This window comes from Flavobacterium sp. MR2016-29 (assembly GCF_015350695.1).
Taxonomy (GTDB): Bacteria; Bacteroidota; Bacteroidia; order Flavobacteriales; family Flavobacteriaceae; genus Flavobacterium.
The window spans coordinates 95,125-117,549 of sequence record NZ_JADKPU010000010.1; the positions used below are offsets into that span (position 1 = coordinate 95,125).

Annotated in this window: 23 protein-coding genes, 1 tRNA gene and 2 pseudogenes; 7 read left to right on the plus strand and 19 right to left on the minus strand. The window is 35.1% G+C overall.

The genetic code is table 11. The features are described from left to right. Window positions 1-101: 101 nt before the first annotated feature. The 9 genes from IR010_RS18270 to IR010_RS18310 all read right to left on the minus strand — a co-directional run bounded on the left by IR010_RS18270 (window position 102) and on the right by IR010_RS18310 (window position 7,752). On the minus strand, window positions 102-1,388 hold the full coding sequence (locus IR010_RS18270; protein ID WP_194605813.1) for a Glu/Leu/Phe/Val family dehydrogenase: 1,287 nt from the start codon (window positions 1,386-1,388) through the stop codon (window positions 102-104). A 467-nt stretch (window positions 1,389-1,855) separates the two neighbouring features. After that, the gene (locus IR010_RS18275; protein WP_194605815.1) at window positions 1,856-2,707 is read right to left on the minus strand and encodes an EamA family transporter; all 852 of its coding nucleotides are present in this window, start codon (window positions 2,705-2,707) and stop codon (window positions 1,856-1,858) included. Between the two features lie 64 nt (window positions 2,708-2,771). Continuing rightward, the gene (locus tag IR010_RS18280) at window positions 2,772-3,365 is read right to left on the minus strand and encodes a 2OG-Fe(II) oxygenase (protein ID WP_194570633.1); all 594 of its coding nucleotides are present in this window, start codon (window positions 3,363-3,365) and stop codon (window positions 2,772-2,774) included. Between the two features lie 156 nt (window positions 3,366-3,521). Further along, window positions 3,522-4,985: an AAA family ATPase gene (locus IR010_RS18285; protein ID WP_194605816.1), complete on the minus strand. Its 1,464-nt coding sequence runs from the start codon at window positions 4,983-4,985 to the stop codon at window positions 3,522-3,524. A gap of 167 nt (window positions 4,986-5,152) precedes the next feature. After that, window positions 5,153-6,271 (minus strand): vWA domain-containing protein, encoded by a 1,119-nt coding sequence (locus IR010_RS18290; RefSeq protein ID WP_029273566.1) that lies wholly within the window; start codon window positions 6,269-6,271, stop codon window positions 5,153-5,155. A gap of 106 nt (window positions 6,272-6,377) precedes the next feature. After that, window positions 6,378-6,758: a YchJ family protein gene (locus IR010_RS18295; protein WP_194570635.1), complete on the minus strand. Its 381-nt coding sequence runs from the start codon at window positions 6,756-6,758 to the stop codon at window positions 6,378-6,380. Further along, window positions 6,748-6,981, minus strand: a complete 234-nt coding sequence (locus IR010_RS18300) for a hypothetical protein (protein ID WP_029273568.1) — start codon at window positions 6,979-6,981, stop codon at window positions 6,748-6,750. The genes IR010_RS18295 and IR010_RS18300 overlap by 11 nt, the downstream gene beginning before the upstream one ends. Window positions 6,982-7,051: 70 nt before the next feature. Further along, the gene (locus IR010_RS18305) at window positions 7,052-7,198 is read right to left on the minus strand and encodes a hypothetical protein (protein WP_194570636.1); all 147 of its coding nucleotides are present in this window, start codon (window positions 7,196-7,198) and stop codon (window positions 7,052-7,054) included. Then, window positions 7,198-7,752, minus strand: coding sequence for a hypothetical protein (locus IR010_RS18310; RefSeq protein WP_194570637.1), 555 nt, complete (start codon window positions 7,750-7,752; stop codon window positions 7,198-7,200). Before IR010_RS18310 ends, IR010_RS18305 begins: the two co-directional genes overlap by 1 nt. A gap of 87 nt (window positions 7,753-7,839) precedes the next feature. Here IR010_RS18310 and IR010_RS18315 point away from each other — a divergent pair, with 87 nt between their 5' ends. The 5 genes and pseudogenes from IR010_RS18315 to IR010_RS18335 all read left to right on the plus strand — a co-directional run bounded on the left by IR010_RS18315 (window position 7,840) and on the right by IR010_RS18335 (window position 10,552). Beyond that, window positions 7,840-8,091, plus strand: a complete 252-nt coding sequence (locus IR010_RS18315; RefSeq protein WP_194605818.1) for a hypothetical protein — start codon at window positions 7,840-7,842, stop codon at window positions 8,089-8,091. 328 nt (window positions 8,092-8,419) lie between these two features. Then, on the plus strand, window positions 8,420-8,860 hold the full coding sequence (locus IR010_RS18320; protein WP_194570638.1) for a KTSC domain-containing protein: 441 nt from the start codon (window positions 8,420-8,422) through the stop codon (window positions 8,858-8,860). A gap of 258 nt (window positions 8,861-9,118) precedes the next feature. Beyond that, the gene (locus IR010_RS18325; protein WP_029273572.1) at window positions 9,119-9,880 is read left to right on the plus strand and encodes a DUF4369 domain-containing protein; all 762 of its coding nucleotides are present in this window, start codon (window positions 9,119-9,121) and stop codon (window positions 9,878-9,880) included. 18 nt (window positions 9,881-9,898) lie between these two features. After that, window positions 9,899-10,285: pseudogene (locus IR010_RS20270) on the plus strand (peroxiredoxin family protein); the annotation flags it as partial. A gap of 186 nt (window positions 10,286-10,471) precedes the next feature. Continuing rightward, window positions 10,472-10,552: transfer RNA gene (locus IR010_RS18335), tRNA-Tyr, on the plus strand. A 294-nt stretch (window positions 10,553-10,846) separates the two neighbouring features. On the opposite strand, the gene IR010_RS18340 is transcribed toward IR010_RS18335, so the two are convergent. The 7 genes from IR010_RS18340 to IR010_RS18370 form a co-directional block, all read right to left on the minus strand. After that, window positions 10,847-11,065 carry a hypothetical protein gene (locus IR010_RS18340; protein ID WP_194605820.1) on the minus strand — a complete coding sequence of 73 codons (219 nt, stop codon included), beginning with the start codon at window positions 11,063-11,065 and terminating at the stop codon, window positions 10,847-10,849. Window positions 11,066-11,159: 94 nt separating this feature from the next. Continuing rightward, a complete protein-coding gene (locus IR010_RS18345; RefSeq protein ID WP_194605822.1) occupies window positions 11,160-12,113 on the minus strand; it encodes a hypothetical protein in 954 nt (317 codons plus the stop codon). Between the two features lie 25 nt (window positions 12,114-12,138). Continuing rightward, a complete protein-coding gene (locus IR010_RS18350) occupies window positions 12,139-15,393 on the minus strand; it encodes a sigma 54-interacting transcriptional regulator (RefSeq protein ID WP_194605824.1) in 3,255 nt (1,084 codons plus the stop codon). Window positions 15,394-15,569: 176 nt separating this feature from the next. Further along, window positions 15,570-15,983 carry an OsmC family peroxiredoxin gene (locus IR010_RS18355; protein ID WP_194605825.1) on the minus strand — a complete coding sequence of 138 codons (414 nt, stop codon included), beginning with the start codon at window positions 15,981-15,983 and terminating at the stop codon, window positions 15,570-15,572. Between the two features lie 2 nt (window positions 15,984-15,985). After that, entirely contained in the window at window positions 15,986-16,765 is a 780-nt protein-coding gene (locus tag IR010_RS18360) for an alpha/beta hydrolase (RefSeq protein ID WP_194605827.1), read from the minus strand. Between the two features lie 67 nt (window positions 16,766-16,832). After that, complete coding sequence (locus IR010_RS18365; RefSeq protein WP_194605829.1) at window positions 16,833-17,873, minus strand: alpha/beta hydrolase; 1,041 nt, start codon at window positions 17,871-17,873, stop codon at window positions 16,833-16,835. A 28-nt stretch (window positions 17,874-17,901) separates the two neighbouring features. After that, complete coding sequence (locus IR010_RS18370; protein ID WP_194605831.1) at window positions 17,902-18,882, minus strand: alpha/beta hydrolase; 981 nt, start codon at window positions 18,880-18,882, stop codon at window positions 17,902-17,904. 411 nt (window positions 18,883-19,293) lie between these two features. Here IR010_RS18370 and IR010_RS18375 point away from each other — a divergent pair. Then, window positions 19,294-19,562 (plus strand): annotated as a pseudogene (locus tag IR010_RS18375) (DUF4134 domain-containing protein). 435 nt (window positions 19,563-19,997) lie between these two features. After that, on the plus strand, window positions 19,998-20,705 hold the full coding sequence (locus tag IR010_RS18380; RefSeq protein ID WP_194570640.1) for a LytR/AlgR family response regulator transcription factor: 708 nt from the start codon (window positions 19,998-20,000) through the stop codon (window positions 20,703-20,705). Between the two features lie 123 nt (window positions 20,706-20,828). Here the strand turns inward: IR010_RS18380 and IR010_RS18385 are convergent, their stop codons facing one another. Genes IR010_RS18385 through IR010_RS18395 form a run of 3 tightly spaced genes read right to left on the minus strand, consistent with a single transcriptional unit; the run spans window position 20,829 to window position 22,308 of the window. Continuing rightward, window positions 20,829-21,146 (minus strand): Hpt domain-containing protein, encoded by a 318-nt coding sequence (locus IR010_RS18385; protein ID WP_194605832.1) that lies wholly within the window; start codon window positions 21,144-21,146, stop codon window positions 20,829-20,831. Further along, window positions 21,133-21,852, minus strand: coding sequence for a sensor histidine kinase (locus tag IR010_RS18390; protein WP_194570642.1), 720 nt, complete (start codon window positions 21,850-21,852; stop codon window positions 21,133-21,135). The genes IR010_RS18385 and IR010_RS18390 overlap by 14 nt, the downstream gene beginning before the upstream one ends. A 42-nt stretch (window positions 21,853-21,894) precedes the next feature. Further along, a complete protein-coding gene (locus IR010_RS18395) occupies window positions 21,895-22,308 on the minus strand; it encodes a response regulator (protein WP_029268498.1) in 414 nt (137 codons plus the stop codon). Window positions 22,309-22,425: the final 117 nt, after the last annotated feature.

The following is a 22,425-nucleotide window of genomic DNA, read 5'->3' on the forward strand; positions in this document are numbered from 1 at the left end:
ATTATTATAAAATTAGTAAAGACATTTTCATCAATTAATATATTTCTATTTATGAAATGCTATTAACTGATGAAAACAACCTTCATCTTTATAGCCAATTTTTAATTCTGTTTGAATTTTGGAGCCTCTAAAGCTACTTCTTTAACAGATTGTGTATCAGCTACTTTTTGCAAAGCAATTACATAAGCAGCAATTCTTGGCGTAATATTATGTTTGGCCGCGATTCTAAAAACAGTTTCAAAACCTTTTTCCAGAATATCTTCTAAACGTGTATTGATTTGGTGAATTCTCCAAGACTCTAAAAGTGAATTTTGAAGCCATTCAAAATAAGAAACGGTAACACCGCCAGCATTTGCCAAAATATCCGGAACTACCAATACATTGTTGTCATGCAATATTTTATCAGCATCAGAAGAAACGGGTCCGTTTGCACCTTCTACAATAATTTTTGCGCGAATAGCATCGGCATTTTTCTGTGTAATAACATCTTCTTTTGCTGCCGGAATTAAAACATCTATATCTAAAAGCAATAATTCTTCGTGTTTGATGGCAACCGAATTTGGATACCCTTTTATACTTTTATTATTCAAATTATAATACAAAATAAGTTCCGGAATATTGATTCCGTCAGGATTGTAAAAAGCTTCAGATACATCACTTACGGCAACTACTTTTAATCCTTTTTCATATAAAAATAAAGCTGAATGCAGTCCGACATTTCCAAAACCTTGAATGGCAACACTTGATCTTGCTGGTCTAAGTTTTAATTTTTGAAGTGCCAATAACGTAATAATACTAACACCTCTTCCTGTTGCTTCTACTCGGCCTAATGATCCTCCAGAATGCAAATGTTTTCCCGTTACAACAGCGTGAATTGTTTTGCCGTGAACTAATGAAAATTCATCCATAAGCCAGCCCATTTCGTCAGGACCTGTTCCCATGTCTGGCGCAGGAACGTCTTTTTCTGGTCCAAAAATATCTGATAAAGCTTTTGTGTAAGCTCTTGTTATTTTCTCTAATTCTGTTTTAGAAAGTTTTCTTGGATCACAAATAATACCGCCTTTTGCTCCTCCAAACGGAATTCCAGTTACTGCTGATTTCCAAGTCATCCAAGCGGCAAGCGCTTTTACTTCGTCTAGATTTACTGCTGTATCGTATCTAATGCCACCTTTTGAAGGTCCTAATGCTGTATTGTGAATTACACGATATCCTTCAAAATTTTGCTGGCTGCCATTATCCAATGCAATCGAAAAATTAACCACGATCTGTTTTTCCGGTCGCTGTAATTTTAATCTGATTGATTCATCTAATTTTAAAATATCGGCCGCGATATTAAAACGATCAATCATTGATTGAAAGGGATTTTGTTTAATTATTTCTGCACTCATATTATATATCTTTAAATTTGGGTTTATCTAATTTGTATTTTATTTATTTTTTTAAAACTTTCTAAAATTTCTGAAAGAATGTTTTAGAAATAAAGACCACAGCCACAACATGGAATTTTAATCCGGCAGCTCTGCATCATTTTATTTTTATTTCTATTCGATCTCATTTTTATTTGTTTTTTTAATAGTTCTAAAAAAAGCCTTTAATGGTGCATGAAAGGCTAAAAAAAAAAATAACTAACAAGTACTTTCTCTATTAACGCCATTTCATCTCATAGTTTATCATACAGCACATCGTGAAGCTGCATGTAAACGAGATTATATTTGGACTATAGTTTTTCATTGTTACTGCAAATTTATAAAATATATTTGTTAATTCTATAGAATTAGTAGAGTTTTGTTTTAAAAAGTTTAATATCAATTCAAAATGAACTGTAAATTAATACTTTATAAAAAAAGTAAAAACATTAAAATTGCGATCTTACTATGAAAAATATTGAAATTAAAGCCAAAACAAGTCCAATAAAATTGATTTTAGATAATTTCTCTTTGAACAAAAATAACCCTGTAAGACTTCCTAAAATGATTACTCCCATATTCATTCCGGCAAAAACCGTCGAGGGATTTTCAGAAAAAGCTTTATGGGCTTTTAGATAAAACAGAATATTACCGAAATTAAATATTCCGACTAAAGCACCAAAAAGAATATTTTTTAAATTGAAATTTTCCTTTTTAATAATGATTTTATACAAGGCAACTCCTAGAGCAATTACAAAGGAAATAGCAAAAACAATGCATAAAGAGGTTGGATATGGAAGTGTCGTGTAAAGCGCGATTTGTTTAAATAGAATGTCGATGATCCCGAAACCAATTAAAACTCCCGCTGGATAAATCCATTTGTTTTCTGTATTCTTAGATTGTTTTCTTAAAATGAATAACAATGCTGTAAAACCAATTACGAGACCGATAACTTTATAAGTATTAAATTCTTCTTTAAAAATCAGCCAAGCTGCTAAAATCGGAATAAAAAGAGATAATCGCTGTGCAGCATCCGTTTTTACTATTCCAATATATTTGATAGAAGCCATTAAAAGTAAAAAAACGACAGGCAATAAAACTCCAATTGCAATATAAATGTTCCAAGGTGCTTTTGCATCAACTTCAGCAAAATTGGGACTAAAAGTTAAATAGCATAGTATTAGTGCTGTTATGTAATTAAAAGCTACAATTTGTGTGGGATTGGTATCGTATTTTCGAGTTATTTTGAAGATTACTCCAACAATTACACTGCAAAGAATACTTAGAATAAGAAATAACATAGAATCAAATTTTGATTGTAAAAATAGTGTTTATCTACATTCCAACTTTCAAAAAATAAAAATATTAATCACTTTTAAGCCAGCCCGTAATACTCATTCTGGTATTTTGAGTTACCAAAACTTCATGAACTAATTCATTGCTTTTAAAGAAAACTGTTTTTCCTTGAGTAGGTGAAATTTTTTGATTGTTATTTTCTTGGTGAATCATTAATTCGCCGCCGTCAGCTTCAACCCAATTACTATTAAGATAACTGATCATAGAGTATTTACGGCTCGGATTATTTTTAAATTGATCCAAATGTTTGAGATAAAAATCGCCTTTTTCATATAGAGAATAATGAAATTCATAACCTGTAATTCCGGCGTAACAGCTTTTATTTAAATAAATTACAAAAGCATCAATTTTATCAAAAAATTCATTTTCAAAAATATTTTCGTTCTTTTTATCGAGCCAATAAATAGCATCGCTTCTGATTTTATTATTAAAAGAAAGTTTTTCAGAATTTCCTATTCCAGCAGATAAAAGCAAACTTCCAGCATTTAAATCAAGTAAATTTTTCTTTAAATGATTGGCCAATTCATCACTCAAAAAATGCTCAGAAATACCAATTTTATTTTCTAAATAAGTCGCAATCAAATCCTCAAAACTATCTTCCATCTATTATTTGGGAAAACTGCAAATACAGCCAACGAAGCAAGATAGACTATTAAAAACTTGTAATAGTACTTTTGAGAAAATAATAAACCCGACAGTCCTAAAATCTTGGGATAATCTGTCGGGTTTGATAATTATAATGTAATCTTAATTCTTAATTTATAGTTTACTGATATAACTTCCGTACATATCCTTAAACTGATGCCCTTGCGCAAAACGGTCTTTGCTTAACTTTTTATATTCAACCAATCCCCACAAAATAAATTCTTTGAAGAAATATTGATCATTTTTATCTAATTGAGGCTGATATTTTTTTAGTAAAACATCTAACGGCGTTACTTCATCCAAAATCTTTTTGTATTCTTCATCTGAAGCGTCATCTAATAATTCGAAACCGCTTTCTGCAAAAAACCATTCGATTAAATCAGAGTAAGCCGTTTTTTCACCAGCTTTTTCAAGCTTTTCAATTTTAGGCAAAAGTGTTGGAAATAAAGTTCGTATTGCAGATCCGATTAAATTCTGCGCCACCGACGCAGCTCCCTCCTGCTCTCCTTCATAAACCAATTCTACTTTTCCTGTAATTGCCGGAATAATTCCGATAAAATCAGACAATCGCAAAGTTGTTTTTTCCGCTCCTGATTTTAAGGCACGGCGTTCTGCCGTACTCATTAAATTTTCAAAAGCCGTAATACTCATTCTGGCACTCACACCGCTTTTATTGTCGATGTATTCGCTGTCACGCGCTTCAAAACTTATTTGCTCCAGAATATCTTTGGCTAAACTAGGGACATAAACGAGTTTATGCTGTGTTTCATCTAATTTCGCTTCTTGTTCCGTAATATTTCTTGCAATGGCAACACTTTCAGGATAATGCGTTAAAATCTGAGAACCAATCCTATCTTTTAACGGCGTCACAATACTTCCGCGATTGGTATAATCTTCTGGATTTGCTGTGAAAATAAACTGCATATCGAGTGGCATTCTTAATTTGAAGCCACGAATTTGAATATCGCCTTCCTGAAGAATATTAAATAAGGCAACCTGAATTCTTGCTTGTAAATCTGGTAATTCGTTAATAACAAAAATACAGCGGTTTGCTCTCGGAATCATCCCGAAGTGAATTACACGATCGTCTGCATAAGATAATTTTAAATTTGCTGCTTTTATTGGGTCAACATCTCCAATTAAATCAGCAACAGTGACATCTGGCGTTGCTAATTTTTCGAAGAAACGCTCATTTCTATGAAGCCATGATATTGGAGTTTCATCTCCTTTTTCGTCAATTAAATCTTTAGCAAAACGCGAAATTGGATTTAATGGATCATCATTGATTTCTGAACCTGCAACAAATGGAATATATTCATCTAATAATTCGACCATTTTACGAGCCAAACGCGTTTTTGCCTGACCTCGAAGTCCTAATAAATTAATATTATGACGAGATAAAATAGCACGTTCCAATTCTGGAATTACAGTATTTTCAAAACCATGAACACCCTCAAAAACAGGTTTGCCAGATTTTATTTTCTCACGAAGATTATTTCTCAATTCGTCTTTTATACTTATACTTTTATATCCTGACGCTTTTAGTTCGCCTAGTGTTTTTATGTTTTCTATTTTCATATTTTTTATTTAAAAATTGAATGATTTAAAGACTTAAAATTCAATTGATATTTGATTTTTTTTTGTGTTTGGGAACCTTTTTAATTAAATAAGCACTTCTTCGGTCCCGAAGCTTCGGGATCTGGACACTCAGCGTTACAACCGAAAACTGAGACAGAGACTCAAAACTATCTAACTCGCTTTTTTCTATTTGTTTCATAATCTTCAAAAATCATTTCACCCAAACCTTTTAGCCCAGTATAAAATGCTTTTCCTTGATTTGCTTCTGTAAATTGATTCACAAAACGCTGTAAATACGGATCGTTTGCAATCATAAAAGTCGTAATCGGAATGTGTAATTTTCTGGCTTGCTGTGCCTGTGTGTAACATTTGTCTACGATATATTCGTCGAGCCCGTTGCTGTTCATATAATATGAACCATCTCGCTCACGCACACAACTTGGTTTACCGTCGGTGATCATAAAAATTTGCTTGTTTGTATTTCGTTTTCTACGCAAAATATCCATCGCTAATTGAAGTCCGGCTACCGTATTTGTATGGTAAGGACCAACTTGCAGGTAAGGCAGATCTTTAATTGGAATTGTCCAGGCATCATTTCCAAAAACTAAAATATCTAGAGTATCTTTAGGATAACGAGTTGTGATTAATTCAGCCAAAGCCATAGCTACTTTTTTCGCAGGCGTAATTCGGTCTTCGCCATACAAAATCATACTATGACTGATGTCAATCATTAAAACCGTACTCATTTGGGCTTTATATTGTGTTTCTTCAACTACCAAATCATTTTCGGTCAACATAAAACTTTCAACACCGTTGTTTATTTGAGCGTTTCGCAGACTTTCGGTCAGTGAAATACGTTCTAAGCCGTCTCCAAAATTAAATTCACGGAATTCACCTGTATGTTCATCGCCATTTCCAGCATGTTTTGTTTTGTGATTTCCTGTTCCGGAGCGCTTTAAATTTCCGAAAATTTGATCTAAGGCTTGCTGTCGAATCGCACGTTCTGTTTTAGCCGTGATTCCAAAACCGCCAGTTCCGTCTTCTTTGACCTCATCTTTTATGTAACCTTTCTTTTTTAAATCTTCGATAAAATCATCGATTGTGTAGTTCTCGTCGGTCAGTTTATATTCCGTATCTAGCTCCCGAAGCCAGTCTATAGCTTCATCAAAATCCCCCGAAGTATGGGTGATCAGCTCTTTAAAAATACCAAAAAGCTTTTCAAACGGAGACTGAAATGGGGCTTCGTATGTCTTGAAATAAAAACCTTTTTTAAATTCGTTTTTCATAATTCTAAAATTACGCTATTTTAGAATTACGAAAAAAGAAACGTTTATTAATTTTTAGTTAAAATATTGAAACAAAATATACTAAAATTACTAAGAATTTTATCAATTATTCAAACTTTCCGTCGAGATAAAACCAAGCATTATTTTCAAACTTAAACGTCGAAAATTCGTAATGCATCTGTGGTTTTTTGTTTGAATCTATAAAATAAGCCTTAAACTCAACTGTATTTTCAGTAAAACTTAAAATTTCTAATTTTTGCCATTTATTGCTCGTTGCCCATTTTAAAATTTCAGCTTTTGAGTAATATTGTCTTTCAGAAACATGAGTAGTTTCTAAAAGGTAAACTGCATTATGCGTGGCATACGCCGAATAGCGAGAACGCATTAAAGCCAATGCAGTGGGTGCTTTTTGATTATTTTTAAGATACAATCCACAGCAGTCATTAAATAGTAAACCTGTATCGCAATAGCATTTTTTATTCTCCATCAACTTGCTCTTCGCCGTTAATTTTTACGTGCAACTGATTTAATAAAACTTGATATCTGCTGATTTCTCTCAAATCTTCATCTTCTTCTGCATGATCGAGCAATTCGTCTAGAGTTTCATTTACTTCAAGCAATTTATTATTCGCTTCTCTGTCTTGTTTTGCAGCGATCAAATCAATTATTTCCTGTACGCTTGCTTTTAAAGTTTCGAATTTAGTATTCATATATTTTGTTTTTATTTTGTTTCAAGTTTCAGATTTCAAGTTATTTACAAACTTGAAATCTGAAACTTTTCTATTCTTCCTTTTTGTCTTCGTTGAACTTTTTAATAATTTCTTTCAGTTTTTCTTTACGCGCAATTACAGCCTGTTTTGCTTTGTCTTGGGCTTTGTGCAATTTGTCATTATGCTTTTTGATATTCCTTTCGTTGTTGCGTCCCATTATATTTGTCTTTTAATTTCTTCTAAAGTTTTTTCAGTAAAAATCAGTTCTGTTATGATTTTCTTTCTCAAATCGGCAATGTCATCATAATCAAAATGTTTTGCCCACGAAGTCAATTGCTGCAGATTTCTGATTTGTTTTATTCTTTTTGTGGTTTCAAAACTCGTTCTCAGAATTGCTTTACTATCGTAATTCGGATTCTTTTTATGCTGATAGGTTACTGTATTTTTTTCGAAATCAGCTTCTATATAGTATAGCTTTTCCTCGGCATTATCCGCATAAAATTCGTTCCAGGCGGCAAAACCTATTTTTGTTTTCGATTCTCCCGAAGCTTCGGGATCAACGTCTCGGGCAATCAAACGCCATTTACTGTTGGCTAATCTTCCCCAATGATTAGAAACACGGTACATTCCTGCTTCTGTATAATAATAGGTACTTCCCGCTTTGCTTTCAAACTGTTTTTTTAGGCCTTCTATTTCATTTGCAAGCACTTCATGAAAAACACAAAAGGTATTTTTGAAGGAATTGGGATGTGGCTTAAAATTTTTCTGCATGTGCAAATATACTGAGATTGACTCGAACTCCCTAAAACAAAGATAAATTGATTAACTTTGCAACTTCAATTTTAAAATTTAAAAAACATGTCTAAAGATTCACAAGATAAAATGATGCAAAAAGGAGTTTATACCGGCATCATCGAAAAAGATGAAAACAACAATTATTTTTGTGGAGAATATCTTTTAGATTATAAAATGGTACATACCAATCATACAATAGGGGAATTGATTACTATTAAATCTGTTATCGAAAATCCAAGTGATATCAGTTATGATAAATATCCTAAAAAATCTAAAAATTTCCATAAGGCAAATAATAAGCCGGAAGATAAATAATTTGTTCAGGTCTTCTTTGTTTCAAGTTTTAGGTTGAAATGAAGATTCAAACTCAAAGAGTGCACACTAGCAAAGTTCGCAAAGTTTTTTAATAAAGCTTTGCGAACTTTGCATTTTAAATCCATGGAACATAAAAACTTTGCGGTTAATTCAATGGATAGATGGAGTAAAAACGTCTTACATTTAATATTTATCAAATAACTTTTTCTGAATATTTTTTCGATCAAAAGTAAAAAGTTAAAAAAAAGTGTACCTTTGCAAAAAATTTGTCGTTTTGAAGTAATAAAAACTCATTTCAAACTAATAGACAATAAGTTACCTTTTATTTATGAAAAAAATAGTTGAATACCGCAAGTTACTAAACGTTGATAAAACTGCAGAGTTAAAAGATTTGAAAACCATTTATCGTAATGCGATGAAAGAATCTCATCCTGATAAATTTCAAGGTGATGAAGCTGGTTTAAAAGCTGCAGAAGAAAAAAGTAAGGCAATCATTGAGGCTTATCACTTTTTGGTAAGTATTAATCCTGAGACGATTAAAGCAAATTTACCTGAATATACTGAGACAATCGCAACTGCAACAATTACTGATTATAAATTTGTTGAAGGGCGTTTAATTATCGATTTCTCTAACGGAAGTGTTTACGAATACATTAGTGTTCCTAAAGCGACTTACGTAAAAATGGTAAATGCTGACTCTCCTGGAAGATTCGCCAAAAGACACATTTTGAACTCTTTTACTTGGAGAAAGAAAACAAATCAAGAATAGTTTTACACTATATTATACTTAAAAGCATTCTGGCAACAGAGTGCTTTTTTTATACTTAAGAATTAGGAAATTGTTTGTTTTTAAGCAAAATAAAAATATAATTACTAGTTTTTAAGCACATTAAACAAACAAAACCCCTGATAATAGGCACTTTAAGCCTCTAAAAACTATAACAAAATTTTAGGTTACAAAATTCTTTATGTTTTATATTTTTAGATACTTTTGTTGCACAAATCAATTAACTAATTAATATTTATAATGAAAAAAATATTTTTTTTACTTACAGCTTCTGTAGCGATTATTTCATGCAGCAAAGTTAAAGACGGAGAATACCTTATTACAGGAACTGCAACAGGAATTGAAAACGGAAAAACTATCATCCTTCAAGGTCAAGACCCTACTACAAGAATGTCAGTTAATCTTGATACAGTAAAAGTTGAAAACGGAAAATTCGAAATAAAAGGAAAAGTAACTGAACCAGCTTTTCACGCTTTAGTACTTGAAGGTGCTAACCAGCCAATTCAATTTATCTTAGAAACTGGAGAAATCAATATTGCAATTGACAAAGACAGTATTCACAAATCTAAAATTTCTGGAACTTACAGCAATGATGAGTTTGTAAAATTCAATGAAGATCTTACAAAAACTCAAAAAAGACTTGTTGACTTTCAAAAAAATAACACTGAGAAAATGCAACAAGCTCAACAAGCTCAAGATACTGCAACTATCAATGGTTTGATGAAACAATACGTTGCTATTCAAACTGAAGTTCAAGCAGATTCTAAAAAGAAATATGTTGCTTACGCAGAAACTCACCCAAAATCTTTTATCTCTGCATTGATCGTAAAAGGAATGTCTGAAGATCCTACTGCAGATACTAAAAAAGTAGAAGCTATATATAACTCTTTAGATGAGTCTCTAAAAAATACAACTCCTGCCAAAGAAGCTAAAACAAAAATTGGTCAAGCAAAATTGCCTGCAGTTGGTGCATCAGCTCCTCCGGTTGGCAGCGCTAAATGAAGATCAGATTTTTCAGCTCCTAATCCAGAAGGAAAAGTAGTTTCGCTTAAAGAAAGTTTAGGAAAAGTTACTATTGTAGATTTTTGGGCTTCATGGTGCGGACCATGCAGGAAAGAAAATCCTAATGTTGTTGCTATTTATAAAGAATTACACGCAAAAGGATTAAATATTATTGGAGTTTCATTAGATAAAGAAAAAAGCAAATGGACAGAAGCTATCGCTAAAGACGGCTTAACCTGGACACACGTTTCGAACCTAAAATTTTGGGATGAACCGATTGCTGCTCAATACGGAGTTCAATCAATTCCGGCAACTTTTATTCTTGATGCGTCAGGAAAAGTAGTTGCTCAGGACTTAAGAGGTCCAGAATTAAGAGCAAAAATAGTAGAGCTTTTAGCTAAATAACACCAATATTCAGAATAAAATAAAAAAATCTCCCTAGTGGAGATTTTTTTATTTTATTCAATACCAATGAATTAAAAAGCAATTGAAAAATAACTTAAAATTAAGTGCGATTTTAGTTTGTAAACATCAAAAACGTTTATATATTTGCAACCGCTTAGCACAACAAAGCGCATTAATACAAGCTTCGGGGAGATACTCAAGCGGCCAACGAGGGCAGACTGTAAATCTGCTGTGTGAACTTCGCAGGTTCGAATCCTGCTCTCCCCACTAAAAGGGTAAAAGAAGTAAAAAGGTCACTTTTTCAATCTTTTCAAAAACCCGCAAAAAACGTGGTAAAACCTGCAAATCCTAGGATTCGCAGGTTTTTTTGTTTTATACTGCTTTTCAAATTTTTTAAAAACGCTCAAAAGTTTTGTGGCACATTCGGTGCACAATTCTATGACGCTGCAATGTGCACCAGAAAACTAAAAAAAACCTTTATTTATAGGGGTTAAGAAGGTTAACGACTTGTTTATTTGATGCTATAATTCTACATTTATTAATCTAAAACATTGAATTATGTTAGAAAGCAGTTTTGGGATGGTTTTCTTTTTTAAAATTCCCCGCAATGAAAGCACAATTAGAAGTTTTAATATGACCCGGTAATAGTGTAAAATTATAATGCCTAACATTTAATTTTCTGTAATTTTCAGGAGACTCCAGTTTTTCTCTGCTTAAAAGAACAACAAAAACTTCCATTTCGACATCAATACTTTTGGTCGAAATATTCTTGTATGTCAAATTATAGTCAACATAGGGATATCAGTTTGAAAATAATGCTTTAGATGAAATAACCAAGAATATAAGTCTATGAAAGAAATTAATAAGTTCGTGTTTATGCTATAAATAATCTGATAGCTTTTTTTAGATATGCTTTTTCCGGCTTGTTTATTTCCTCAATAACATTTACCCAGCTTTTTTCCAGGCTTACCATTTTATAGAATGCCAGGATCAAAGACCAGTCGGCATCATTTCGTTCAATTCGGAGACCAATCGCAATTTCAATAACTGTAAGCCAGATAAGCCAGTAATTTCCAGCTCTGAATTCTTTAATAATAGTTTTTAATACTGGGTCATTTCCATCATTGACAAATCGTGCGTAGCTTAACAGGCCAACCCTGAGCGTATTATTATAATGTTCTAATATCTTAAGGTTCTTACCGTTATTTTTAGCTAGATTTACCGCGATTTGTAAAAGTTGAAGCACTTCCGCTTTCTGTTCCTCAGGTTGTTTTTTAAGATCAAGGAACCATAAAGCATCAACATAGCTGTAGTCGGGCCAAAATTTAAACGTGCAGTTTTGGTACAATACACTGCAAATTTCGTTACTGTTTAGCAAGTTCTCCACTTGCGCTTCATCGGCAGTAGCTATGGCGATAAGAAGCCTGCTCCCCTTAATTAAGGGTTCCAGTTTTGACGAATGAATCAAAGCTTTGCCAATCATAAAATCTTTAGTGATCGACACAGAAGTGTCCCTTTCCCCAATGGTCATGGTACCTACACTTATTGCGCCTCTTGGAAGCAAATAGAAATCAGGGTTGGTCAAGGAATCATTTATCAAAAAACACTCCCTGTAAATTGCCGTTAAGCAGTTAATAAGTGCCGGATAATGTGTGGAATAAATAAGCAGACAGTCTGATGATATATTTCCCCTGAGCCTATCGTCATTATTAATACTACAAAATGCAACATCATAAAAGCGGAGCAATAATTCCTCTGCTTTTTGATGATCTTTTTCTATCATTTTAGTAAACCCAAGTAAGTCAATATAAGCTAACATTGTATCCATAGAACTCTTCATTTACAATACAGGCCTAATGTTGTTCCCTATACCCGGATTTTAATACTTCTTTTTCATCATTAACACTTTCGCTCCACTCATATGTGGCAGTCGTTTTTTTTATGCCTAGCCGTGCAATCATTGAATTTAATGTGCCAACTTTGAGGCCCAGCAATTCCGCAGCCCCCCCAGGACCGTAAATTTTGCCTTTACAGGTATTGAGCGCTTTTATAATATGCTCTCTTTCATTTTCCTCGTAGGTTTTAAAAGAAATGCTTTTTATAAAATCAGTACGCTCCTCTATTTTAGGCACAGGCAGATATACCTCTTTCAGTGTATCGCCTGTTGCCATAAGCACGCTGCGTTCCATAAGATGTTCCAGTTCCCTTACGTTTCCGGGCCAGTAATACGCGGTCAGTTCCTTCATAACCTTATTAGCTATCCTGCTTACTTTTTTACCGGTATTTTTGGCATATTTTCCAAGAAAGTGCAGTGCCAGGTCAGGAATATCTTCTTTGTGTTCCCGCAGCGCGGGAAGGGTGATAGGGAATACATTGAGCCTGTAATAGAGATCCCTGCGAAAGCGTCCCTCCTCAACTTCCTGTATTAAATTCCTATTCGTTGCGGCAATAATGCGCACATCGGTTTTTATAACGCTCTGCCCGCCAACTCGTTCAATCTCTTTTTCCTGCAATGCCCTGAGCAATTTTACCTGAAGGTCAAGCGGCAGTTCGCCAATTTCATCTAAAAACAGGGTTCCTTTATTGGCCAGTTCAAATTTTCCTATTCTTCGCTCGGTGGCACCAGTAAAGCTGCCGCGTTCATGGCCAAACAGTTCGCTTTCTATGAGACTGGCCGGTATTGCGGCGCAATTTACCTTTACCATCAGTTTGTCTTTGCGTGGGGAAGAGTTGTGTATTGCACGCGCTATAAGCTCTTTGCCGGTTCCTGTTTCTCCTAAAATTAAAACAGTGCTGTTAGCAAAAGCAACCTGTGAAAGTAAATGAAACACTTTTTGCATTTCAGGGCCGGAGCCGATAATGTCGTTATAGGAATAGCCGATATTGGCTTCATGCTGCAGGTACTGCTTCTCTTCTTCAAGCTGGGCTTTATAACTACTAATTTCAATTAACTGGTTTTCGATCTTTTCATTTGCTATCATGTTCGATACCCCTGTGGATATATGATAGGAAAGCCTTTTTATCAACTCCTTGTCTGCTTCAGGGAACGCGTCCTTTTTTGCCGACAATAATACCATTGCGCCAAAAACTTCATTGCTGTTCTGCAATCTTATTGCGGCAAGTTCCTTAATTCCTGCCCGATGTATAAATTCGATATTAGGCAGCTTTTGGGGCCGCATGCTTTCGACGGTTACAACATGTACATCTTCTGTTTTTAAGAGAATATCATGTAAACCGTCATATAAGGGATATTCCTGTGTAACTACTTCCTCATAGTCAGGCTGTGTGGCTACCTGCTCACAATAATATAAATAAGGTTTATAAGATCCTTTTTCAATATTAAAAGTAGTTATTGAAACATCTGAAAAGGATATGAAACGCTGTAACGATTGGTGAATAATATGGATTAATTCATGTTTATCTCTGGTTGAAGAAATTGCGGTGCTGACTGACAACAGGATTTCATTTTGACGGTCCCTTTGCTGGATTACTTCATTTGCGACAATATTTGCAACCGCTGTAGCCAGATGGGGTGACAAGCGCTGTATAAAAGAGGCATCACTTGCGCTGAATGCATAATCTTGTTCAGAGGACAGCGTCAAGGCGCCAATAACCTGCCCGCTGCTCACCAGACGGACGCAGGCAATTTCCCGGATATCCATACCCAGCATAAAATCGACATGCGTCATTTGCATTTCTTTTAAACTCTCATAATTAAATATCACTGCATCATCTGTCTGGACTACTACATTATGGATGCCGTCGTTTAGAGGAAAGGCCGAGGAAAGTAAATCATCCGGATAGCGTGACATGAGCTCAAAATCATAGGCAAAGATGGTATAATTTTCCTTTTCGAAATCGTAAAGCGAGATACAGATATCAGTAAAAGACATAACCGATTTTAACTGCGTACGGATCGCATTCATTAGATTGTCCTTATTGCGTATAGAGGCTATAGCATGGCTTACCGATAACAAAATGCGGTTTTCTTCATTTCTTTCTTCTATTTCTTCCAGGTGCAGGATATTGTTTAAAGCCGTTGTAATGTGATTAACTACCCCTTTAACCAGATTGAGCACTTCGGTAGTAAACTGGCCTTTTTGGTCGCCAAAAAAAGTAAGGATACCCAAAGGCTTCTGGCAGGGCGTTCTTAACGTTATCGCCATAAGTTCTTTCAGGCCACTATCAAAGTGCATTTTCATATAGGGCTGCGCATTCGCCTTCTGCGCTTCTGCTTCAATGTCAAAAACCAATGGTATTTCCGATAGTAATATAGTATCAAGAATACCATCCTTTACCGGTATTGGTTGTGTAGTTATTGTTTCATAATTCTTATACGCCCGGTTTTTAGATTCGGGATCAAGTATATATGTACTCATAGACTCAAGGTCGCTGTTAAGGCGAAGCACAAGGCTGTGAGAATAAACAAAAAGTTGTTTTAATTCTGTATTGACAAGTGCCAGCAATTCATTGCGATCTTTAACACGTGATATGACATCGCTTATATGAAGCAGTGTTTCACGCTCCTTTATTTTAGTGTCAATTGCTTCTGCTGCCAGAATATTGCTCACTGCAAGTGATACCTGGCATACTATGCCATTTACCATTCCGAACATAGACGGGTTAAAATTATCCGGCACATCAGAGTAAAAAGCCAAGACTCCTATAGTCTCCCCTTCAGTCTTTAGTGATACACCCATTAATTGTTTTATGCCCGACTGGTTCATTATTACTGCATAACCCGGGGCTTTGCCCGTAGCAACTAATGTATCCAGGTCGAAAATCTCCGGTTTGTCCGAAAGCTCAATTTTGTCATGCAGGCCATCGGCAAAAGGGTAATGATGGGTTATCAGATGATGGTAGTCATCATGTGACCGCATTTTAGAATTTGGATCCAGCAAAAATGCTTTTAGCGTTGTTTTTTCCTTATTGCTTAGAGAAATAGTGCAATGGTAAAAGTAAAAAAGCTGCTGGAATTTCTCCCGGATAAGCTGCATGAGTTCACTCCTTGCTTTAATGTAGGCAATATCTGAACTTAGGGATAATAGCAATTCCTTATCAGTAATACTTTTTTGAAGTAACAGCCTATCGTTGTTAGTAGTTGTCATAATTATATTTGCAATTTATCCCGGAATTTAAACTAGTTACTAAACCATTCAAAGATAAATTAAATGCCCTGAAAATTGTTAAAATACGCGTACATATTTTAACAGAGAAAAGAGTAAACGTTTCAAAATCAAACGATACCATTATAATGCCTGTGATTTGATATTTTGCCGCCGGCTCAACCTATTTCGTAACTGACCGGAACATTTAAGGCATTGCTGACAGGGCAATTTTTTATGCCCTGTTCAATGCAATCAGTAAGTGTTGACAAGTTTATATGTATTACAACAACATGTATCAGCAAGTGCACCCCAGTTATAGTACCGTTTTCAAATTTAACCTTAGCGGTGGTATTTAGCTGGTTACATGTATAGCCAGACTCACTTATAATAAAGCTTAATTTCATTACAAAGCAGCTGGCCAGCGCCGCAGCTAACAACTCCTCTGGGTTTGCTTCGTGCTCTTCACAGGCAAACCTTCCTTTAAAATTAAAAGGTGCATCCTGAATAAGGGTGCTTTGGGTACAAAGGAGTCCACTTCCTTCTAGGCCGGAACCCTTCCATTTGGCTTGTGCACTTCTGTATAACGGCATAATTATAACTTGCTTATCCAGTTTAAAATATAATCAGCATCCTCTTTCCATGTTGCCTGCCCCAGTACATTGTGGTTACGGCCCGCAAACTCTTTGTATTCCGTAATCGATCCATTAGCCTTATATTTTTTGTAATTACGGATGTTTAAGTGGGGCGGAATCAGGTTGTCAAATTCACCCGAAGTAATCAGTAAAGGCGCATGTTGTTTTTTAAAATCTACATAGGCCTGAGAAGTAAGCCCACCCCGTAAGACGCTTTTTGATTCTGGGATAGTCAGTTTTTCATAAGCTTCCTTCTGGTCCTTAAGCGGCATTCCGTTTACAAAAGCGTATTGCCAGTCCTTAAAAGACATCATATATGTTTTTTTTGAGGAAGTAAAAAGCCCAAGTGATTTCCATGAACCTTTAAGGAACGAAAACTCATAAGGGATAATTCCCTGTGGAGCGACCGGGTGTATGGCTACCGCGGCTGCAGCCAGGTCACGGTTTAATAATATCTGTGTGATCATACCTCCTAATGAATGCCCAATGATAATAGGCTTTTCAGGCAGGCTTTTAGCAATAGCTGCATAGTGGTCAATAACTCCTGATAAGGTTAACCCGGCCAGAGCGGTATCGTTAGGCTGTCTTTTCCTTAAGGTCTCTGCGGGTGCATCTTTAAAGGGCCATGCTGGTGCAAGGGTGGTATACCCCTTGCTTTCAAAATACAATTCCCATTCATCCCAGCAGCTATTGCTGACAAATGCACCGGTTACAAATAATATAGTTTTAGTTGTGCTCATACGTTTTTCTTTTTTTAACCGGCAGTGATAACACCGCCGGTCTTATTTTAGTTAAATTGGACTGCGATTATTTAAGGTACTTTTTTAATGTAGCAGCTGCCTGAACGAAAAGTGCTTTGGTTTGAGGAAGGTTTGCAAGCCCATTCAATAAACCGAAATCGTGGATGACATCATTGTAGCGCACTGTAGTTACATCAACGCCTGCATCACTAAGCTTGCGTCCGTAGTTTTCACCTTCGTCCCTTAAAATATCATTTTCAGCGACTTGTATCAGTGTAGGGGGCATGTTTTTTAGCTGGGCAGTAGTGGCCTGAAGCGGAGAAGCATAGACCTCTTTTCTTTTGTTTTCAGGGATGTATTGGTCCCACATCCATTTCATTAATGAAGCAGTAAGGAAACGCTGTTTACCAAATTGCTTCCACGAAGCATTTTCAAAATTAGCATTGGTCACCGGCCACATCAAAACTTCCGCTTTGTATTGTGTGCCACCATCTGCACTAATTTTTAATGCCGAAGCCGAAGCCAGGTTACCACCGGCACTATTGCCCACGATCCCAAGTTTGGTGCCGTCCACATTGATCTCGTCACCGTGTGTTGCTAGCCACTGTGACACGGCATATACCTCATTAACGGCCTGCGGGTATTTTGCTTCAGGTGAGCGTGTGTAATTTACAAACACCCCCACGTAGCCTGTAAGCACTACAAGGTCGCGCACCATACGTTTATGTGTAGGGTAATCCCCTAATATCCATCCTCCGCCATGCGTAAACATAAATACCGGTAATTTTCCCGATGCGCCTTCCGGCCTTACAATATTTAGGGTCACGGTATAGCCTTGGTATGTGATAGTTTTTTCTGATTCTGTAATACCGGAAAGGTCTACCGGAAATGCTGCCTGTGCGCCAACGAGCACATTTCGCGCATCTTCTTTACTCATGGTTTCCAATGGTTTACCGCCACTGTTTAAAGGTTTTAAAAAGGCTTTAACGGCAGGAGACAGGTTTGGGTCTGTAGCATAATCAACTTGCGAATAACCATAATAGGTTCCGATCAATAACAATGCAAGGATGTAAAAAAGAGACTTGTTTTTAATTGTATTTTTTTTCATGGTAAGATAATTTATAAGGTTGAATGGGTTATTCTAGATACTTTTTAAGATGGGCAGCCGCCTGTATGAACAATGCTTTAGTTTGTGGCAAATGGGCCAGACCATTGAGGAGTCCCCAGTCATGTATCACATCATTGTAGCGGACGGTGGTAACCTCGACACCGGCACTGCTTAACTTGCGACCGTAAGCTTCGCCCTCATCACGCAGGATATCATTTTCGGCTACTTGTATAAGCGTAGGTGGCAAATCTTTCAATTGCTCAGGCGTAGCCTGAAGAGGAGAAGCATATATTTCATTTCGTTGCCCAGCGGGTATGTACTGATCCCACATCCATTTCATTAAAGATGCTGTAAGGAACCGCTCTTCACCAAATTGTGTCCAAGAGGTATTGTCAAAGTCAGCGTTTGTTACCGGCCACATTAGTACCTTTACTTTATAGGCCGCCTTTCCTTCCTCAATAGCCTTGAGTGCGGAGGCTGTTGCTAAATTTCCACCGGCACTATTCCCTACAATGCCTAATTTAGTTCCGTCCACCCCAATTTCATTGCCATTCTCTGTCAGCCATTGCGACACGGCATACACTTCATGCACTGCCTGTGGGTATCTTGCTTCGGGGGCACGGGTATAGTTCACAAAAACTCCGGTATAACCTGTAAGCACTACAAGGTCACGTACCATGCGTTTATGTGTTGGGTAATCGCCCAATATCCAGCCCCCTCCGTGAGTGAACATAAACGCTGGCATAATGCCATTTGCGTTCTCTGGTTTTACGATGTTCAATGTTACCGTATAACCGAGATGGGTAATCGTTTTTTCAGATTCTTTAATGCCGGAATAATCTACCGGGAACGATTCCTGAAGGCCGACCAGTGCGTTGCGGGCCTCATCGGCAGGTAAGGTTTCCAATCCGGAACCCCCACCATTCAGGGGTCGTAGAAATTCTTTTACTGCAGGCGATAAATGGGGGTCACTGGCATAATCAACCGTCTTAATTGTGTTTGTGTTCATTATGTATTTTATTAGTTTTTACATCACTATACTAATTCTATACCAAAATCATAATAATCACATTTACAATGTATTACATTTAAAATGCATTAATAATATTGTTCTTATTTCAACAATTATCTTTTAAATTGATGAAATAGAAACAAAATAGTACAGAAGTTCAAATGCACAGGCAACGGCATAAGCTTGATGAGGGATCTATATTTAGATAGATTTAAATCAAGCTCTATCCAGATACAAATTTTACCTATTAAAGCCAAGTGCTGTCAAGTAATACCACTCGATGCCAGATCATGATCACGAGTTGATCTCCAGATGATATTTGCTCGGAAAGCCGTATAGTGCGGGATAAAGACAACAACTAATTTGTTTCATCATGGAAGGACAAACAAAAAATACCCTGTTGGCAACATGGCAATGCTGACAGGTTTCAGTGTGCTGGCACAGGGAAATGGTACGGCGGGTATTAATGAAGCCACTAAGATGGTAGCCTCATATTTTGATACCTCCACGCAGCTTATTTATGTCATCGGAGCCATGGTCGGCCTTATAGGAGGTGTTAAGGTATATAACAAATTCAACAGCGGGGGATCCTGATACAAGCAAAACGGCAGCAAGCTGGTTTGGTGCGTGTCTTTTTAATTGTTGCTGCTACCATCCTGCGTTCATTCTTTCTTTAATCCCACTGCCATATGAGTAATTACAACAATTGAAGTTGATACATTTTTTGCCACAAAAACTCAAGGCGATATTTAAGTTTATTTTACCAGTCGAGTTTTGTGGCAGATTCGTGGCACATGGTATTTTTAAAAACCATAATCCAGCAAAATCAAGGCCTGCCAATCTTAGGCTCTAAACTGTATATCAATAATTTACAAATTTACAGTTGTAAAATTCTTAAAAGAACACTTGGGTTGTTATTCAACAGCAACTAATAATTGATTAATTTCTATTTTACCTGTATTACTAATAATTTTCTTGAAAAAAATTATTATCTTGTTCAGGAAGTAGGAAGAGTATTAAAAAAAACAGTGCAGTACAACTTTACAATATGGATTTAAATATGTTCAGAACACTGCAATAACTTTACTAGAATTATAATATAGGCTTAAACTATGAATTGCATTATTATTGATGACGAAGAAATGGCAAGAGCCATTATAGAAAAAATAATCGAGGATATTCCGCAATTAAACTTATTAAAAAAGTTCTCAAATGCTATGAATGCCATCAAGTACTTGAATCAAAATGAGGTCGATTTAATTTTTCTTGACATCCACATGCCTGATTTTACAGGTGTTGATTTTATTAAAACTCTTAAAAATCCTCCCAAAATTATACTTATAACCTCTGATAAAGATTTTGCTATTGAAGCTTTTGAATATGACTGTATTGTCGATTATATAGTAAAACCTATTACCAAGGATCGTTTTGAGAAAGCAATTCAAAAAGTGATTGCGATACCCTTATCTAGAACAATGGTTATTAACAAAAGCGCAGGTGAAGATAATGCACATGAATTTTATATTAATATTGATCGTCGTTTAATCAAAATCGAATTTGCTTCAGTAAACATAGTAGAAGCCAAAGGAGACTATATTCATATTAAGACAGAAAATAAAAACTATGTAGTACACTCTACTCTTAAAAAAATTGAAGACAAATTACCTAAAAGTTTATTTTTGAAAGTGCACCGTTCGTTTATCATCAATACCAAAAAAATTATAGATATTGAGGACAATAGTGTCTTAATTGGTAAAGATGTTGTTCCGGTAAGTCGCGCAAATCGGCCTGATTTAATGAAGCGTTTAAATTTATTGTAGACTTTAATAAAAAGAATTAGATTTCTTCCAACTTATTTTTTTCTAATATTTTACATTTTAAATCTCAATTCTAAAAAATGACCAGCTATAACTAAAGATTAAACAATCAGCAAATAAGAATTACTATAAGCCGTTTACAAAATGTTGAATTAATTGTAAAATATTTTCAAACTCATTTGCAGACTTAATTATGCCATTTAATAACTCATTTTCATATTCATGCGTGATATGATATTCTTTTTCAAGACCAAAAATTATTATTTTATGTTTTAATTTATGAACATGTTCTGCCGCATTTTTGTAGTTATGAGCTTCCATACTTTTATTATATGCCAATATTTCGAGCGGAAGTTCTTTTTTAATAATAGTAATCATTTTTTGCTTACATTCACTGTCATCTCCACAAATTTGATCTATATAAGTTAAATTAGGCTGTTCCATGGTTTTTAGGTAAAGTAAAATAAAATGTTGTTCCGATATTTTCCTTACTTTCAAGCCAGATGGAACCTTTGTAGTATTCTACAATTTTTTTGACTATCGAAAGACCCGCTCCTGAATTTTGATTGCTGCTCTCTAATTTTGTAAATATTTTAAAAATTTTGCCGTGATATTTTTCAGCAATTCCGATACCATTATCTTTAATATAAAATTCAAAATCATTCTTGTTTTCTTTACAGCCAATGTCAATTTGACCGTGGTTTTTATCATTATAATGAATGCTGTTTTCAATTAAATTTTGCATTAATTGTTTGAATCGCCATGTATTTCCGTTTATTTTAGGTAAATCATTGATTATTGAAATTTTAATATTTTTGGGAATATGAATTTCTCTCGTAATTTCATCAATTATCTGATTAAAATCAATTAATCTTTCTTCAGATTCTAATTTGTCTATTGTAGAGTAAGCTAAAATTCCATTGATTAGCAAATCCATTTTTTCGACATTAAACAATACCTGATGCAGCAAATTCAAACAACTTTCACTCATTGCGTCTTTATTCTCCTCAAGAACCCAATTAATCAACGTATCTATATTCCTTAGTGGCGCTTTTAGATCATGTGAAACAACATGAGCGTATTCATTAAGCTCTCTGTTTTGATTTTCCAGACTTATTAGCAATTCTTCCCTGTGTTTACTCTTATTCATATTTCCATAGATTGCTATAAAAAAACAAGTTCCTATAATGTATTACTGCGAAATTATTTCATTTATACTCCAGTAGGTCAGTAGTTTTGCTATCCTGTCTACATATTCCTCATATTTCAAAGGTTTTAAAATATATCCTGCAATACCAATTTTATAACACTCCATTACATCTTTATGGTTATTGGAAGTAGTTAATATAATTGCGGGTATGAATTTTAATACATCGTCTGTTTTTAAAATATTCAAAAATTCAATCCCATTTAATTTTGGCATATTAAGGTCTAAAATGATAATGTCTGGCACTATCTCTTTCTTATTCAATATATCAAGTGCTTCTTCACCATTAGTTGCTTCGATAATTTGATGATTGAATTCTAATTTTTTTAATACTCTGTAAAATTTCATTACTTCTATTACATCATCTTCTATTAATAGAATATTTAAAGATTTTGCCATTTTCTTATTTTTAAAATTTGATGTATACCAATATTATAATAAATATACCTTACTGTACGTGAAAACATGACTTTATTCGTTAACTCTTCTGTAAGTGTCGATGAATGGGAATTAAGT